Source organism: Bradyrhizobium sp. NBAIM14, from assembly GCF_020193895.1.
Taxonomy (GTDB): Bacteria; Pseudomonadota; Alphaproteobacteria; order Rhizobiales; family Xanthobacteraceae; genus Bradyrhizobium; species Bradyrhizobium yuanmingense.
This window is the reverse complement of the sequence record NZ_JADYVQ010000014.1, coordinates 63697-79885: the sequence shown is the minus strand read 5'-3', so window position 1 is coordinate 79885 and position 16189 is coordinate 63697. Positions and strand designations below refer to the sequence as shown.

Below are 16189 nucleotides of genomic sequence, written 5' to 3'. Positions count from 1 at the left end.
CATGCTGGGGTTGGCCAGCACCTATTGTTAATGGCACGTCGCTGTTGCGTAGTCTCTTTGCATGGAAATCGAGATATCCGATGACAGCGGAGACAATTGTCACCGAGGGTCTACGCTCCAATAGCTGACTGTGCGATAAAGACCGAAAGGAAGGGGGAAACGAGCTATACGATGGTTTATCGATTTTTGTCGCACCAAGCTCGCTTTCATCGGCTTCCCGGGTCCAGCGGGCACTTGCACTCTGCTCCCGAGCGGACCCGGTGTTTGCGGCGCGAGGAGACTTTGCATAGCGGCGCAATAACTGAACTGCGCATGAAGGCTTAAGCTATGCAGGTTGCGAACTACCGCGCCCGCCGAGGAATTTGGGCACTTGTCCATCGCCAGCACGCGGCGCGGTGCTCCGTCGATCACGAATGCGTTCAATCCGTAGTAGCTGCGGTTTTCAAGACAAGAATTGGCGGACTATGTGAAAGGATCAGGGATGCAGAAAGCAGGTCCGGGCATGCACCAAATTCGTAGAATCCGTTGAGCTTGGCAGATTCTGCAAAGAGAAGGCAGGACGGCGGGACGGTTCAGGCCGTGCCCCTGCAACCGATCCATCGCCTGCCAATAGCCTCGCCAACATAGAACGCCTTACGCGAGCTGCCCCGCCGAAAGTCCGATTGCAGCCCTGCTGCCTCTTCAGCCACGTTCAGGATAAATGCGTACGCGCTGGCGGCCGCCTTCGCTTTCCACCAATTCGCCCTTGTAAGGCACTCCGCGGATCTCGAAATAAGTCGGGCGCCCAACTTCGGGCATGATGCCCTGGCCTTCAAGGACGCGGATAAGGTAATCCGGCAGGAATCGCTCTCGGTGCTCCCATCCCCCGCGGATCAGATACCCAAGATCAACAGGCCCCTCACCGGATTGCGCGGCTGACACGATCGGCCGGGGACGATGGAGCGACTGAGACGGGCCAGGTTCATCCGGCTGGCTCACGCGGGGATGATGGATCAGGCGAACATCCCTGCGGCCTCCCGGTCCAAGCGTCGCCGAATAGCGCTCCCCATTGATCACAAACTGACTTGGCCCGAACTGGTTTGGCAGCAGATGGATATTGCCCAATACATCGATCAACACGTCTGAAGCCGTCTGGGAGCCGTGGCGCCAGCCGGTGCCAACGATCGCGCCAATATCCCGCACCTCCGGAGCCGCCCCCGGCGGTCCCGCGAACGACGAGGCGTCTGCAAATTCAGATGCTGGCGCAGAGCGCGCATCGTCGCGCAAGTTGTGAGGTGTGGGTGGATCCAGATCAACGAAGGAGTCCAGACCGCCGTAAATGTTTGACGATCGAGGCCTCACGGACGACGGCGATGCGGGGTCTTGCATCTGTTGCCCAAGCCAGGCCCAGGCTCCCTGGCCGAGGGTGGCCGGTGTAGCAGGAAGCTCGAGTGGCGGATGCGCATGCGCGGCCCAGTGCGGCGCTGGCTCTGGTGAGCTGGGTCCGTGGATCTGCTCGCCAAGCCAGTTCCAGGCTCCGGCGCTCGGCGTCGCCGGGGTTGCGGGAAGCTGCTGCGACGAACCGGCCTGCCAATGGCTGGGCGGCGGTGGCATCAATATGTTGGGCCCGGGGACCTGCTCGCGACGCCAATCCCAGGTTCCCGCGCTCGGGCTACCTGGCGTTGCGGGAGGATCCTGCACTGCATGCGGCTGTCGAGCAGCTTCCCGAGAAGTCTGGCCCGGATCCTCAGGAGGCCTCAATCCAAGCGCCCTGTTCGCCTCCAGGATCTGCTGGTATCGGCCAAGTTTGACCAGATCAGCGTTGATCTTCTTATCGTTGGTTTCGAGCCTGTACTCCTCGAGATCCCGGACAAACGCGGGGGCGGAAAGTCGGCCGGCCATTGGTGGCCTGTCATGGGTCTGCAGCCACTCACTCAGCTTAGACATGCGGCGAGCTTGCCTGTCGATTGTCGCCGGCTCGATCCTGTGTGTCGCCTTTTCCGCCGCCACCCACATGCCGATGAGGGTTGCGTCCGCTCCGTGAGGAGCCAGTCGGCGGAGATCAGGCGCCAGGGCGTTTCCGGCACCTACCTCACGGAGCTTCTTCAAGGCCGCCTTGATGCGCGTGACGCGGTGCTTTGCATAGGTGTCGACGTCCTCATCGAGCTCAGCTTCCAGCTGGTGGTTTTCCACCTCGGGATTGTCCTGCTGCGCGTTATCCAATTCCCGCCTAATTCGATCCGCAATTGAGGGCCTGCCGGCCGTGCTCAAGCGCGCGCTCAAATGGCGCAAATCGGTTGCTGCATTCTTGATCGTGCCGTCGGTGAGTTTACCCGCCGCCTTGTTTCGGAAATCTCTAATGAGCTCCTCATCGGCCGCAGAGACCCCGCGCGTCCGGCCCGGCTGCCTCGCATAATCAATTCGTAAATTCGTCGAAAAGAGGTCAGATTGCCCCGCCTCGCGCGACGACTTTTCGCTGCCACTCCGGCCAAGCGCCTTGCCGATTCCCGACTTGAAGCGTGACCATAATCCGCGGCTTTTTCCGCTCTTGGCCGACGCGGCAGACTCTGGGTCCGGAAAGCTGTAGCGTGCGCTGCTGAACAGATCATCTCGCAAACCAGACTGCGGCACTTGCGTCGAAGCGGGAAGCTGAAAGCTGAGAATGTCTACGTTCCGGCGCGTGTCGCCGAGCGCACCCTCCCTAAAAGCGGAGTGCGGCGGCGCCCGCATCGAACCGCCGAAATCGTCCCGCCGGACTGCTCGACCACCTCCTGCGGGAGGCCGATCAGGCGAAGGTGACTTGCTTTGATCAGACGGACCGAGATGCAAATCCTCCATCCGCTGCTCAAAGTCGCCTTGCTCGCTTGACTCGCCCGATCGCTGCCCCGCCCGCCCCTGCAGCGCGGCGTACTCCCGCATCCAGGCTCCTGAATCGAAGAATGGGTCAACCGGATCCATCCTGCTCTCCTCATGTTTGTATCGACTCTGCAGCAATCCATACGACCTGGATTACGGCGAGATAGCAGCTCGTTCAGATTCTCGATTGTTGTAGCCGCAACCTTTCAAAAAGCTGACGAGATCAGGATATTGCTGCGCGCGAGACCGGCGTCGCATCGGCGCCCGCCTGACGACGGACGGGGTCGTTCCAATTTTGCCGCACCTCTTGGCCGGTCTCGTATTCGAGCCGACGAAATTGGTCGCCGGTGGATCGCCGAATTCAAGCATCACGGCGGGACTCACATAGCTGCTACCAGTCTCAATGGATCATACGTGACGAGCATCTTGTCGTCTTTGGCATCATGTTTGATAGTGAGCTTGTCCTGTTGTAGGCGTTCATTGATGACGCACAACGTCTTTTCCCCGACGCAGACCGGGAGGCGTTCTCGTGCCTTGGAGTTCCATTTTTGCTTTCACTGCAGTTCTGAGGGACCGAATTGTCATCGATTGTGTTTCGCCAGGTTCGGAGCTGTTGCTCGAATGCCGTATGTGAGATCCACGTCCTCCGGGAACCGGCGAACTGCGCCGTAAGCCTTGGAAAGGGACGTTCCGCCCTTGAAGACGAGATTCTCGCCCAGTGGCCACCAGCGCGTTCAGGCGTCAACGACCCAAACATTGTTTTTCGGGAAGATGTGCAGGCCGTCCTGAGTTCGCAGCAGTAACGGTGAGCGCCTCTCGGGATCGGATAGGTTTAAAGTTTATCAGCACGCAGTTTGCTTACGGGCCTCGCAAGCCGAGTTGGCAATGAAGATCCGGCAGACTTCGATTCGCTCACTTCAATCGGGCTTCGTCTTTGACTGAGGGACCAAAAGGTTTCTCGTGCAGTCTCGGGATCGCCGCGCTCGAGCGCGCGCACGACCTCACCGGCACGACGGCTTGCCATCGTAAGCTGCCAACGCGGTGCATGCTTGAACTAGAAAAACTTGCTTGCCACGATGGAGCTCGCGGGAAGCCCCCGAAGTCAAATAAACCTGCCGAACAGTCAGCTACCTCGTCAAACCGAGTTCGTTGGCTGAGCCAGCGCCTGCGCAACCAATAATTTCACCGCTGCGCGCCTTGATCTCCTGAACAACTTTTCGACCGACAGAGCTCTCGTCCCGAAGCGGCTTTCGACGCGACGCAAATGCGCGTCGCCTCGCGCGCGGGAACTTTCGTCGCTCGGCAAGACCGAAAGGCCCTGATCGACGGCAGCGCACTTGCCAAGGTGCAAAAGCACCTTGGCAGCGATGGGTGAGGCTTCACGATCGATCTTTACGTATCGCCCGCAGAGCAATGATAAATTTCTCTGCGGCGGTTTGGGAGCCTCATAGTTTCAGGCCGCGCTCTGCGAGCACACGGTGCATGACCTCGCCTTTGATCTCGCCAGCGATCTCCTTTCGGACTTGGGCGCCGAGAACCCGCTCGGCATCCGGATCGCCTAGAAGACCACGCTCGGCCAGTCGCTGATCCAAGCGGGTTTGAAACTCCCCGCCCATGGCTTCGACGAGCCGGTCTTGCATCGCTTCATATTCGTCCGGAGCGATGCGCCTCAGCACCGTCTCCCAGGGTTGCCAGCGGCTTGCCATGTAGTCGGTGAACTGGCTTGCTTCCCGCCCCCGGACCAGGTTGAGCGCCTCCGTCGCATCATCCTCGCTTACGTGAGAGACCGCCAGGAAGCGCATGTCAGGGGCGACATGACTGAGCTCCAGTGGCTCGCGCAGCCGATGTTGATAGGCCAGGTAGACTTCGATGTCGTCTACGTTCGGGTTGCCGTTGGCGAGCGAGTTGACCCTGTCGCGCGCGATCTCGTCCAACGCCTCCAAGCGGAAGGCGACACGGCCGCGCTGGATCAGATCGCCAAGCCGATCGTCATATACTCCGTCCTCGACGTCAGCGTTGAGGCGCGCGGTCTGCATACCATTCCAGTGCAAGGTGACACGATCCTCGCAGCTCGCGTTGGCCTCGGAAGCCTGCGCAAAGAACTGCTCGCGCAATGTCGGATTGGCGGCCGCCTGCCGCAGATCATCAGCCACTGCCTGCCGAAACCCGTCATTGCCGTAGTTCACAGTGGCTCGCAGCCTCTCCAGGAACTGTGCGTAGTCTTGGGCGCCGGGCTCATCCGCAAAGTGCTGCCATTCGCCCAGCGCGGCCGGGTCGTCTGCGAGCCAGTGTGCGGCAGCCTCATGCAGGGATTGCTGCGCAAGCTGCGGTGGCGCTTCAGCCGCCAGAGCGAGAACATCGTCCGGCAGCGGGTTATCCCAGAAGTCGAGGCTCTCCAGATGCGGGTAGTAGAGGCTATTATGCGGTACACGAGCTTCTAGAACACCTTCAGGCAGGTTGGTCAGCCGGTTACCGCTGACATTGAGTGATTGGAGCGTGCTCGGAAGAGGGTCGGGAAGGTTGGTCAATTGATTGCCGCTGACATTGAGTTCAATGAGCCACGAGGGGAGGGACTCGGGGATGTCGGTCAGCTGATTGCCACTGACCGCAAGCGCGGTGAGCCCGCTCGGGAGAGCGTCCGGTAAGCTGGTTAGCCGGTTGTCGTTTGCGTTCAGGATCTGCAGCCCGGCCGGAAGGTTTGCCGGCAGACTGGTCAACCTGTTATCAGCGACCTCCAGCTCAGAGAGGGTTGCCGGAAGATCGTCCGGCAAACTGGTCAAGCGATTATGGCTAATGAGAAGATGCTGGAGACCGCGTGGGAATATAGCGGGCAGGCTGCTTAGCTCGTTGTGCCTGGCGCGCAGTTCCAGCAACCTTGGCGGCAGCGCGGCAGGCAGAGCGGTCAGCGAGAGGGAGGACAAATCGAGCGAGTGCGAACCTGTGTTATCCGAATTCCTGATTCGTCGGCGCCCCTGTCGCCTATTCTCGGCTTCGCCCTGCCCCTCTTCGGCAACCCAATTGTCCAGGATCTGCGCGCGCGCGGAGGCTGGGGTCCGATACCCTGTCAAGGTTTCGACCAAATTCGCCACGGCACGATTGAAGCCGCCGAGGTAGCTTTCCCGCTCCCCTTCTTCAAAAGTATCCGGGGCGGAACCTGCGCTCCGCTGTGCCTGTCCTATGTCCATCAACTTTCTCCCTCGCCAGAAACTTGAAGAATACGCCTGCCGCTGCGCAAGGCTACGAAGCAGGAGGTTGCCCGCTGCCACAATAATCATTCGAGCGAGCGCACGTGGGTCGGGGCGCCCCCCTCCTGGTCGAAGCGGTACAGCTTCACACGAGTTGGAGGCGGCGAATGGATTAATGCTGCTGCAACGTTTGCTGCCATTTCGTTGGGCGGACAGATCCGGAGGACCGCCAACGCGAAAGCGTTCTGCCCCTAGCACGGTCACCTGTCGATTAGCTGACGAGCCTCGCTGCAGAACATCCAAGTCGCTCGGTTTATCACCAGTGGCAAAGACCAGCGTGGCACCGATTGGGTTGGCAGGTGAAAGGACCGCCGCGGAGTTGAGCGTTCGAGCGACTGCCGCTCTTCGTCTTTCACGCACTCGGCCGAAAAGGCTTCATTTGCCTGCCATTGAGATATCGCACCATCGGCGCGCTGGGCGCGGCGTTTAAGTGCTGCTGCGCACGGGAGATAACTACCCGCGACCGCGATCAATTTCTTGCTCCAAATCGTTTTACCGACTTCTGCCGGCTTTGGTGCCATCGTTGCCCTTACGGCGATAGGGCTGTCAGCTTGTCGAAAGATAAGTGTCCTAGGTCCTAGAGCGTGTTGTCATGGGCTGGGTTGGCTCAGTGTCGTAAGGGGAGTGGAATGGATCCTTTTGAGGCAGGACAGATTCGGCGCGGCGGAGGCACTCCTTCTGCATCTTCCCAACAAGATGGGGCGGAAGGCCGGGGGGCGGCACAATGGGATGCTTTCGTGACGGGCTTCGCAGCAAACTCCGGGCATTCAACCCATGCGGCGGCCGAACAAGACGAGGCGCTCGAGAATTGGGCTGCTGAACCGCACGTGGGTCCTCTCGAGGACCGGGACGAAGCGGCAAGGCGGGTCAATGCTCTGGGTGAAGACGCCATGCTGGATCTCCAGTCGCTGTCCCTTACCAGTCTGCCCAGACTTCCAAGCGAAATTGTCGTGCTCGATGTGCCCTTCAACCGGCTTACCAATCTGCCTGACGAACTCCCCGCTTCGCTCCAGCGTCTTGATGTCAGTGGCAATCAGCTGAGCAGCCTGCCCCCGCTTCCGGGCGGGCTCAGAGGCCTCGACGTGAACTCGAACCGGCTGGAGAGCCTACCTGCCGTCCTGCCTGCCGGGCTCCAATTTCTTTGCGCCAACCACAATCGGCTGCTGAACCTACCTGAAGCCTTCCCGGCTTCGCTCCAATTTCTCCACATCAGCCACAATCAGCTGACGAGTCTACCGGTGGCGCTCCCTGCTATGCTCGAGTTTCTCGACGTAAGCCAAAATCAACTGACGGATCTGCCGCCGGCTCTCCCAGCTTCGCTCCGGTTTCTCGACGTAAGCCAAAACCATTTGACGAGTCTGCCCGAGGACCTGCTGACGGCCTTGGGCGATGGTGGCACCCTAGTTCTGACTGAAAATCCGCTATCTGAGCAGGTGCTGGCGAACCTGAGTACAATCCTAGGCGCGGAGGGTTATGTCGGCCCGACTGTCCACCTTTCGCACGACGACGAAAGTGAATCGTCCGGGACAGACGATGAGCAGGCGGACGCTCTCGCTGAAACAGTTGCAGAATGGCTGAAGGGCAATCCACAGGAGGTCGATCGGGAGGTGCTTGCCGCTTGGCAGAACTTTGCAGAAGAGCCGGGCGCTCGGGAATACGGGCTTTTCCTCGCCAAGCTGTTCGAGTCCGTCAGCTCTGGCAATGAAGGGTTCCGGCAATCGGTGGCCAATGATCTGCGTCAGGCGGCAAAAAACCCCCAATTGCGTGCCCAGTACTTTCAACTGGCATGGGATGCCAACCAGAGCTGCGAGGACCGCAGAACATTAACCTGGAACGGAATGCAGACCGCGCGCCTCATCGCGGAAGTCGAGAACGGCCTCTATGACAACAAGGCACGGCTTGCCGATCTCGTCGAATTGGGGCGCGTCATGTTCCGCATGGACGCGCTCGAGGCGATCGCGCGCGATAAGGCTCACTCGCTCGCCTCGGTCGACAACGTAGAAGACATCGACGCCGTTGAAGTCTTTCTTGCCTATCAGAACAAACTGCGCGAGCGGCTGGGACTACAACACGTCGCGCCGGACATGCGCTTCTTTGAAGTCTCCGGCGTTACCGACTCTGACGTTGACAGAGCAGAGACATCCGTGCGGAACAGGGAGGCGGCGGAATTTGCCGACTATTTGGCAATGGATTGGCAGCCTTGGGACGATGTGATTCGCCGCATCGCACCTGAAGAGCATGCCAAGACGCAGGACCAGCTCATTGGTGCAATGGGAAAGGAGTTCGACAGCCGAATGGAGCAACAGCTCGCCGATCAAGGCCTGACCGGGGCTGAAGCTGGCCTCGTCGAAGATGCCAAGCGAGTGTTGGGTGCCGCAGTTCGCAAAGAGATCGCCCGTGAGATCAAGGGCGCTCTAAGAGACAAGGTGCTCAATGATCTCGGCCTCACCCTGTGAAGCCAGCTTTGCTGCAGGAGGCTGTTAATTCCTGCTACAGTTTCCCTCTGGTGCGCCGGTTTGTGCCCGAGAGCCTTCACGTGATGCGCAGCAAGCGGAGCGGCGCCGATCTAGAAACCGGCGCTGCTCGACTCGTTCCAGCGGGTGTTTCCCGAAAGCGACGATGGCCGATCTCGCGATGAGGCGGATGATCGTCGGCTGCTATCGAGGGCCGCATGGATACGGGCAAATTGTCGAAATCGGAGAGCCGATACGCGCGTTTGTACGGCTTCGGAGCCGGCATGGAAGAATGCCGGACTGCACCGTACTTGCACCGCGCGTATCGGCTGATCGAGGCGCCGGCTGCTGGCTGAGCTACGAGGGGCCTGACCATCACTGACCGAACGAAGATAGCCGCGAAGCATCAGCGCACTTCGTTCTCCGGAGATCTGCGCAGGCGCTGAGCAAGAAAATCAGCCGTTCCCGAGCGATGACGACGATGTCGACGTGACGGTCCGTAGAGCTTGCCGACACTGATCCGCCGAAAACGGACAAGATGATCTGCGAGCTGGAGCGGGCGCTGTGGGCGGACCGCGAACCGATGAGATCGTCGCGCCTGCCCCTTCTGTCGGTGTGACTCCGGCGGCAGTTGGGTTGCTGTACAAGACTCTCCATCACAATCAGGCTCTCCTCCCGTCATTCACCCGAGGATCGCCGTCGAACCCCTTCCCCGTGAACGTTGCTCTTTGTTTCATCCTGAGTCGTTGGCAGCCAATCTGTGACACCCCCGAAGAACACGCTCAGCGACCATCTCGCAGCTTCGCCCTCTGTCAGCTGATGGGAATGAGGCTCGCGGCCTGAGGGGTTAGCCCCGACGCCGAAGGATCTGTATTCAGCATAATAGCTTGTCCTCAACGTATTCGTCTTGCCGGGCGTCCATTCGCGCCACCCTTCCGCGGTGACGGGGGCATCTATCTTCGCCGACAGGAAGACCACGGTGGCGTAGGGGCGCCAGGGGCGGCCAAGTGCGATAGAGCGCGCAGCAGGGTCGGCACTCAGCCTGCAATGATCAAACACATAGCCACTGTCCTCATCCGGCACTGCCTTGCTCTGAGCGGTGTAGATGACCGCTTGATTGGCGATGCCGTGCAACTCACATTGCCGGAACCAGGCCTTGGCGTTGCCAAATATGAAATCGACATGCCCTTCGATGTAGCAGTTCGAGAAGTATTGTCGTGACATTCTGCCGTTTGGTCCCTTGCCCGCAAACAGCGTGTCCTGGGCGCCGAGCAGACGGACGCGCGTAATGACGTCCCTATCTCCGGTAACGGACAGCGCTACCGCCTGCGAGGGTGGATTGGCCGGATCGAGGGCGTAGTCGTTCTGGATGGTCAGATTCTCGAGCCGGAAGTCATCGCCGGCGGCATCCAGCGTCGCCGAACGGGCGGTTCCTCCTACATTGATCGCGCCGTCGCCATACACAATGACCGTATCCTCCGGCTTCCTGCCAGTCCCTTCGATATGAATACCGGATTTGGAGATTTTGACCTTCTCGCGATAGACGCCCGGCGCGATCCGGATATTTCCGCCTTCCGCCGGCAACGCGTCGATGGCTTGCTGCAAGGAGTGATAGTCTGCAGTTCCGGCATGCGACACCGATAGAGCCTGAGCGTACGCTGCCGAGATGCAGAAACATCCCGCCAGAAGTGCAGCGGCGGAAATGAAAATTCGCATGTGATCTCACACTTCGTTTCTCAGCGGGATAGTCGCCGCGCATCGACACGAGATTTTCAACGCCAAATCAGAACCTGCTCGTCACCTTGGCATTTTCGGCCTTGCAAAACCCTCGCCAAATTGCAACCAACTCGGGACATGAGGCCGACCGCGTACAGTAATCTTGGCCCCAGATGCGGAACTCACCATCTGAGTTCGGTGCCGGGTGTAGTGCTTACTGATTGCCGTCGCGGAATGCCCTGGAACATACCTCCGATCCGCGCAGCAGCGGTTGTGTAGCTCGTCCGGGCAGCGGGGGCCATACGTCAGAGTGATTTGCGGTGACCTTCGCATGTTCAAGTTGCCAAGTCGCGGAATTGGCGAATCGGACATCTTCGAGTGTCACGTCCAGGGCATGCCGCTCGTCTACGCCGCGCATCAGCAGCACACCAGCGTCGCCATGCACATGACGGAGAACGATTTGCCGATAGACCGGAATCCTCGTGCCTTGAGCGCGCGGATCATATTTTGTATCGAAGGCCAGCGGCCACCGGTTGCCCCGCAGGCACACGTACTCATAAGTCACGCCCTCGACTAGACCGCCTCGACTAACATCGCTCTTGATGCGCAGGCCCGACGTCGTACCATCCAGCGTCAGATTACGCACCAATATGTCTCTGGCCCCGGAATTCACCTCGCTGCCGATCGACATGCCATGCCCCCAGCCGAAATAATTATCAATGATCGAGATATGGCTGCTTGAGCCATTGTCGCCGGCCTTGATTGCGACGTTGTCGTCACCGGTACGGATCACGCTGTGGGTGATGGTCACATCCTGACTGGCGCCAAGATCGATGCCATCGGTGTTGCGGGCATCCGCCGGCGAATCGATCGTGAGGCCCCAAAACGTGGCACCTTCAACCCGGTTCATCGCGACATGAAAATTGGCAGCGTTGCGCAAGGTGACACCAGAGAACGTGATGTCCAGCGCATGATCGACCTGGATCAAGCGTGGGGCGTTCTGATTGCCGCCCTGGGCTTGGGCGCGGCGGGCTAGCTGCCACCAGGTTTCCGCGCCGCCGCCGATCATTGCGCCGCCCTGACCATCGATGATGCCCTCTCCGTAGATGCCGCCGCCGCGCGTTTTAGAAAAGCTGATGAATGGCCGGCAACCGTCGCCCTTTTCTGCAATGCGACCACATTGTCCGAGGCCCTTGTCGTAAGCAGCAGGTTCGGGGATGGCGATCAGTGTCGCACCGCGTCCGACCCATAAGGTCACGCCCGATTTCATCTCGAGTGGACCTGAGTGAAACTCGCCGCGCCCGAGATAGACTGCAGCGCCATCGGGGCAATGTTGAATGGCGTCCTGTAGGCTAACTGTATCGTTCTTGCCGGAAGGCACAGGGCGATCGCAGACCGTCTGAGGTGCAACAGGTACGGCGATAGTCCGGCGGTCTTGCGCTTTTGCGGCGGGGCAGACAACCATGGAGGCGAGTATGGATAATAGGGCCCAGCTGCGAAAACGCTTTGTCATTGACCTGCTCGTGCTTTGTCACGCCCACGTTTGGCGCGTGCCTTTTCTGGTATTGAGCGCTGGCTCGATCGAGCCGTCGCGCGCGTCACTGGCCCGCGCAAGATGACATTTATAAGACGCAGCAGAGGCCTGAACCTTACGATTGCGCAGCAGCACCTTGCCTATGCGCGAACAAGACGAAGCGTTGTGCGATAGTCCAAAATCCAAACAGCTTCTCAGCGTTCTCACACTGAGAGAGTGCCCAACCGGCCCCGATTTTCGGCATCAACAACTGCGCGTGAATCCGGACGCTGCGTCGGATCGACGTTTGATCGAAGAGCCGCACTACAAGAAGTGACAGGAGCGCCCACGGTCACCTGACCACCGAAGCTGCCGTTCAGCCAGGAGGGCGCACCGCAACATTTGTAGCGACACGTCGTTGGACGAACGCGGGGCGATCGGCTTTCACGGCGGCAAGATCGAGGTCGAGCGCTCGCGGGGTTAAGGAAATCGACTGTTCACCGCCGCTGACGCTAGGAGCTGTCGAAGGCGATCCGCGGCGCTCCGATTGGGCCTCGTCACTTAGCCGCTGCCAGATCGCCTCAGTGGGAGCCACGGGTGTGCACCCGACACCTCGCCGAAGCCGCAGCCCGCACGCGCCTGACCTTGACTGCTGATGAACCTCCTCGCTGTTCTTGAAGCGCCCGCAAAGCCATACCTACGTGTTTGTTCTCCTTGAACACGGTGTTAGAGAGCCGATTTTGTGCATTGTCATCACTGGCTTCGAGTGACTGGTCGCGCTCGCCGGGAAACGCGCCACCTTGTAAAGCATTTGAAGATACTTCTCAGCAGTCGCCGTGACAGTTTTTGTCGAGCACTGACGCCGCTCATCATCTCGTGAATGTAATCAAAATCCGCGCGACACATTCGGCGGCGGTTTGCGGCCGAGGCGTCGGGCAAGGCCAGCGGAACCGTTCCCGCGCGCCGCATCCAATCGCTGCTCAAAGGCGTGTTCTACCGGCTGGTTCGGCTGCTGATCGTCTGACGGCGTGCTGTACCGATGGCGGAGGTCCTGTGTTGGATATCTCGCAAGGCTTTCCGGATCTTGTTCGTAGAAGGCGGTCCACCAGGGCCGATCAGTTGGGCCTACGCCGGCACTCTGAGGTGGAAGCGCGAAGCGAACGAGAATCTGGAGGAATTCGCCAAGCGGGCCGCTGATGCGGCCTATGTCGCCGGAGAGACGGCCTTGACCGTGGGCGGACTACCGAGAGGTGACGAGCGGACTTCGGAAGCTTCGATGATTGGTGGCAGACGATTGCTCCGCACTACAGCGACGTGCCACCGCAAGAGGCGCCGCGGTTAGCGCCGCGGCAATCGCAATTTGGAGTCGGCCGGTGAACGAACGCCGGCTCGCGAAGGCGGGTTATGCCTACAGTCGCACCTTCAAGGATCCGGCCCCCCAATCGTCGAGGCCGATTACCAGCCGGTAACCCTTCAGAAGGATCCGGAGCAGATCCTCGCTCTGATCTTCGCCCGGCTCGGGCGAGATTACGGCGGCTCGGTGGTTGGCGGGCCGACGGGCGTCCGGATTAGCGGCACCAGCGGGCTGACGCTTACAGTCATTCGGCGCCCTACTTTCCCGGCCGGGTTCATCCTGCGACGCCTCCGGACGCGCTGGCCCAAGAACGCGCGTGGTGGTCGAAGCGATAGGTGGTTGCCAGTTAGGTTACCCCGGAAAGGTCAAAAGGCACCGAGTACAACAAAGCCCCACCATCAGCCGTACTGAATGTTGCGCTCAATCGCCTTCGCGAGGTTCGCCTTGGTCCTCTCTCACCAAGATCGGCATGACGTTCACAATATACGGTCCTCCCATTTTGTCTGACGATCCCGTAATGGTGAGCGAGCCAGAATCTTCGTCGAATGTGTACTGTTGCCAACGCGCTTCGAAGCGAAGGTGGAAGTCGTCAACATGTACCCTATGTGCTTCCTCAATATCGACTCTCCCATCGTCCGGGCCGCTGTGAGATATGATTGTTACGTCAGAGCGAAATAGCCGTGTGTTACCCCTCCATCGGTACTCTATCGACGCGGGAAATGAGGCGAACCCGGCCGCTTGGTTCGATTGCCAACCATCGCAGTCTCGCCAAAAACGCCTGAAATTCGCCAGAGCATTGAAATTCGCACGCTGGGTTCCTGGGGTCGGCCGTTTCATCTGGCAGCTCCTTCTCTATTGCAACAAACGCGTGCCACGACTTACCAGCGCACCCGTCCCATCATGCGTTTATTCGCATCGATGATCGGAATTGTCCGAGCCTTCCGATGTTCGATCAACTGCTGCGGCCGTCGCCAAGTGTACCGCGCGCAGCCCAGAACATCGAGTATCGCCGGGGTTCGGCGCGCGAAGAAACGCCGCACGAAGGGCATGATCCCATTCTCCAGACCAACCGCACAGGTGTCGTATTGCGCCGGGTAGCCGCTCAGCTCGGATTCCGTGTTTAAGATTCGGGCGTCGTTATAGTCTCCGTCGAGCGTGATTTCCCATCCGGTCGGAATGTCGGCGGCACGGGAGAGGCCGGCCCCCAACAGGAGCGCAAACACGCCCTTGCTCTCGTAGATGGAGAACGCGAGTTGCGTAAGGGGATCGTTCGTCAAAAGCGGCATTCAGGACCTCAGCAGGATCTGTCGCGCGGTATTCCGGCTTGCGAGTGTTTCATATTTTGAGATTGTGACCGTCGTCCGTGACGCCAAAGAACCGAAACGAGACCGTCGCACTGGTTGAGGTGCATCGTCCGATCCTTGGCGGGCAGACTCCCTGCGAGATGCCTTGCGTATTCATGCACCATCTCAATTTTTTGCGGATTTAAGTGTCAACGTCAGACCCTGTGTTTTCGCGCATACTCAGCCAAGCGCTGATATCGATTGTCTTTTCGCAACCCCGGTATCGCTTGCACGATAGCCTCCAGGCACTTCACAAGTTCTCTGGGAGCCCAAGGCTGATCACTGATGATAGCGTCGAGCAAACGCAATGCGGCTTTGGGAAATCGGGCGCACAGTCCTGACTCATCCAGCTCGTGCACAACATGGTGGGGATGCTCCAGGGGCTGCAGCCAGTCCAGAACCGCGCCTAAGGTTGAAGCAAACCCGCGATGCTCAGGACAGCCAGCGAGTCCGCGATGCTATTTGAAGCAAGGTTTCGGGACTTGGGCCAGACCTCTTGCCAGAACGGGCGAACGCGATTCTTCCAATAATCCTGGCGCTGCTTCCTACGAAAAACGGGCTCGGATACGAACAAGTCCGGAGCAGCACATGCTGTGGCAGATCAATAGAATTTAAGCCGTCTTGTTGTTTTTAGCATGCTCATCCTTTTCAACCTTCTCAGCCATAGCTTTGGCCCGTCGATACGCGTCGAAACCATAGCAAGCCCAAGCCACGATCCGGGGGATAGGGCCGGTTGTTGCGTAGGTCGCAATCTGGCGTCGACTGCGTCCAAGATGGGCCGCAGCCGCCTCTTGAGTCAGGTTGTTGCGCGCGAGAAAAGTTGCAAACTCCTTGGGCGTAATGATCTGCTCAGCTAGCGCATAGATCATATCCGCCGACATCGTGAGATCATCGCCACCATCCCAAATGACCGCGTCCCCATCGTTGTCGACAAGGCGCGCCGTCAAAAACCGGCCTTCCTCACGAAGCGGTTTGTAGATTTTGTAACTGAAGATTATTGGACTGATATCAATAGCATCCTCCCGCCCGGCGCGTGGACCATCCGCCGACTTCACGGCGATGGTGTAGGGAGCGAAGGGCTTAATCGATGCCATGCGAGGAAGCGGAATTCCGCTATCGATAGTCTCATTCTCGCTCATTTAGCCTTCTCCACTCTGCTGCCAGAAACGCTCGATTTTCCGCCTTCTTTGCGCAGGCGATTACTTCGTCTAGATCCTTCTTCGATGCCTTCCCTAATGACACTTAGCGTCACCAAATCGATAAGTGCGTTCGAATTCGGCCCTTTGATGTGGAAATGAGGCGGGTTATGGTCTCCCGGATAAATGTATATCTTACCGCTGAACTTCGTCGAGCTTTGGCCGACCTGCCTGGCAACGCCCTCTTTCGTGGTCAAGTGGCTCACTATGAGAAGAACGGAATTCCATCTGTTGTCACATCGTTCGACAGAAAGGGCTGATTCCCAGTGAAATGGTCAAATGGTGCCAATATGCGAGCAACGTGCTCGAGGCTTTCATTGGGAACTCCGTTTCCTCATTAGACTTCACTCAAGCATTGCCGCAGACGTCCACGCTCAAACCGTCCCGACAGTAAAGCCTGTCGCGGGCCCGTGGGAAGCCGGACAATTCATCTTCCCGTCGCATGCCAACAAAGCACGGAAGTCGCTCAGCGGAATAGCCTGCAATACAGGGGCCGGCAGCCCCTGCCTAGTCGTTTTCGACGAGGGTACGCTG

Annotated in this window: 9 protein-coding genes; 1 reads left to right on the top strand and 8 read right to left on the bottom strand. The window is 59.2% G+C overall.

What is annotated here, in order from left to right; translation table 11 throughout:
- Positions 1–681 precede the first annotated feature (681 nt).
- The 3 genes from I6F28_RS26755 to nopM all read right to left on the bottom strand — a co-directional run bounded on the left by I6F28_RS26755 (position 682) and on the right by nopM (position 6020).
- Positions 682–2937 carry a hypothetical protein gene (locus I6F28_RS26755; protein ID WP_225141992.1) on the bottom strand — a complete coding sequence of 752 codons (2256 nt, stop codon included), beginning with the start codon at positions 2935–2937 and terminating at the stop codon, positions 682–684.
- A 479-nt stretch (positions 2938–3416) separates the two neighbouring features.
- Positions 3417–3554: a nucleotidyl transferase AbiEii/AbiGii toxin family protein gene (locus I6F28_RS37875; RefSeq protein ID WP_225142076.1), complete on the bottom strand. Its 138-nt coding sequence runs from the start codon at positions 3552–3554 to the stop codon at positions 3417–3419.
- A 726-nt stretch (positions 3555–4280) separates the two neighbouring features.
- Complete coding sequence (gene nopM / locus I6F28_RS26745) at positions 4281–6020, bottom strand: T3SS effector NEL-type E3 ubiquitin ligase NopM (RefSeq protein WP_225141991.1); 1740 nt, start codon at positions 6018–6020, stop codon at positions 4281–4283.
- A gap of 689 nt (positions 6021–6709) precedes the next feature.
- Between nopM and I6F28_RS26740 the strand changes: the two genes are divergently transcribed.
- Positions 6710–8536 carry an NEL-type E3 ubiquitin ligase domain-containing protein gene (locus tag I6F28_RS26740; protein WP_225141989.1) on the top strand — a complete coding sequence of 609 codons (1827 nt, stop codon included), beginning with the start codon at positions 6710–6712 and terminating at the stop codon, positions 8534–8536.
- A 675-nt stretch (positions 8537–9211) separates the two neighbouring features.
- On the opposite strand, the gene I6F28_RS26735 is transcribed toward I6F28_RS26740, so the two are convergent.
- From I6F28_RS26735 to I6F28_RS37870, 5 genes are all read right to left on the bottom strand, one after another.
- Entirely contained in the window at positions 9212–10249 is a 1038-nt protein-coding gene (locus tag I6F28_RS26735) for a pectinesterase family protein (protein WP_225129734.1), read from the bottom strand.
- A 214-nt stretch (positions 10250–10463) separates the two neighbouring features.
- Complete coding sequence (locus I6F28_RS26730; protein WP_225141987.1) at positions 10464–11762, bottom strand: glycoside hydrolase family 28 protein; 1299 nt, start codon at positions 11760–11762, stop codon at positions 10464–10466.
- Positions 11763–13994: 2232 nt separating this feature from the next.
- Complete coding sequence (locus I6F28_RS26725) at positions 13995–14402, bottom strand: hypothetical protein (protein ID WP_225129996.1); 408 nt, start codon at positions 14400–14402, stop codon at positions 13995–13997.
- A 668-nt stretch (positions 14403–15070) separates the two neighbouring features.
- Entirely contained in the window at positions 15071–15598 is a 528-nt protein-coding gene (locus I6F28_RS26720; RefSeq protein WP_225129998.1) for a hypothetical protein, read from the bottom strand.
- Positions 15595–15861, bottom strand: coding sequence for a DUF4160 domain-containing protein (locus I6F28_RS37870; RefSeq protein WP_225130000.1), 267 nt, complete (start codon positions 15859–15861; stop codon positions 15595–15597). The genes I6F28_RS26720 and I6F28_RS37870 overlap by 4 nt, the downstream gene beginning before the upstream one ends.
- Between the last annotated feature and the right edge of the window lie 328 nt (positions 15862–16189).

Bases quoted from the DNA above. Each gene is read 5' to 3' on its own strand.
- I6F28_RS26755 (WP_225141992.1), bottom strand. From the start codon at position 2,937: ATGGATCCGGTTGACCCATTCTTCGATTCAGGAGCCTGGATGCGGGAG.
- nopM (WP_225141991.1), bottom strand. From the start codon at position 6,020: ATGGACATAGGACAGGCACAGCGGAGCGCAGGTTCCGCCCCGGATACT.
- I6F28_RS26740 (WP_225141989.1), top strand. From the start codon at position 6,710: ATGGATCCTTTTGAGGCAGGACAGATTCGGCGCGGCGGAGGCACTCCT.
- I6F28_RS26735 (WP_225129734.1), bottom strand. From the start codon at position 10,249: ATGCGAATTTTCATTTCCGCCGCTGCACTTCTGGCGGGATGTTTCTGC.
- I6F28_RS26730 (WP_225141987.1), bottom strand. From the start codon at position 11,762: ATGACAAAGCGTTTTCGCAGCTGGGCCCTATTATCCATACTCGCCTCC.
- I6F28_RS26725 (WP_225129996.1), bottom strand. From the start codon at position 14,402: ATGCCGCTTTTGACGAACGATCCCCTTACGCAACTCGCGTTCTCCATC.
- I6F28_RS26720 (WP_225129998.1), bottom strand. From the start codon at position 15,598: ATGAGCGAGAATGAGACTATCGATAGCGGAATTCCGCTTCCTCGCATG.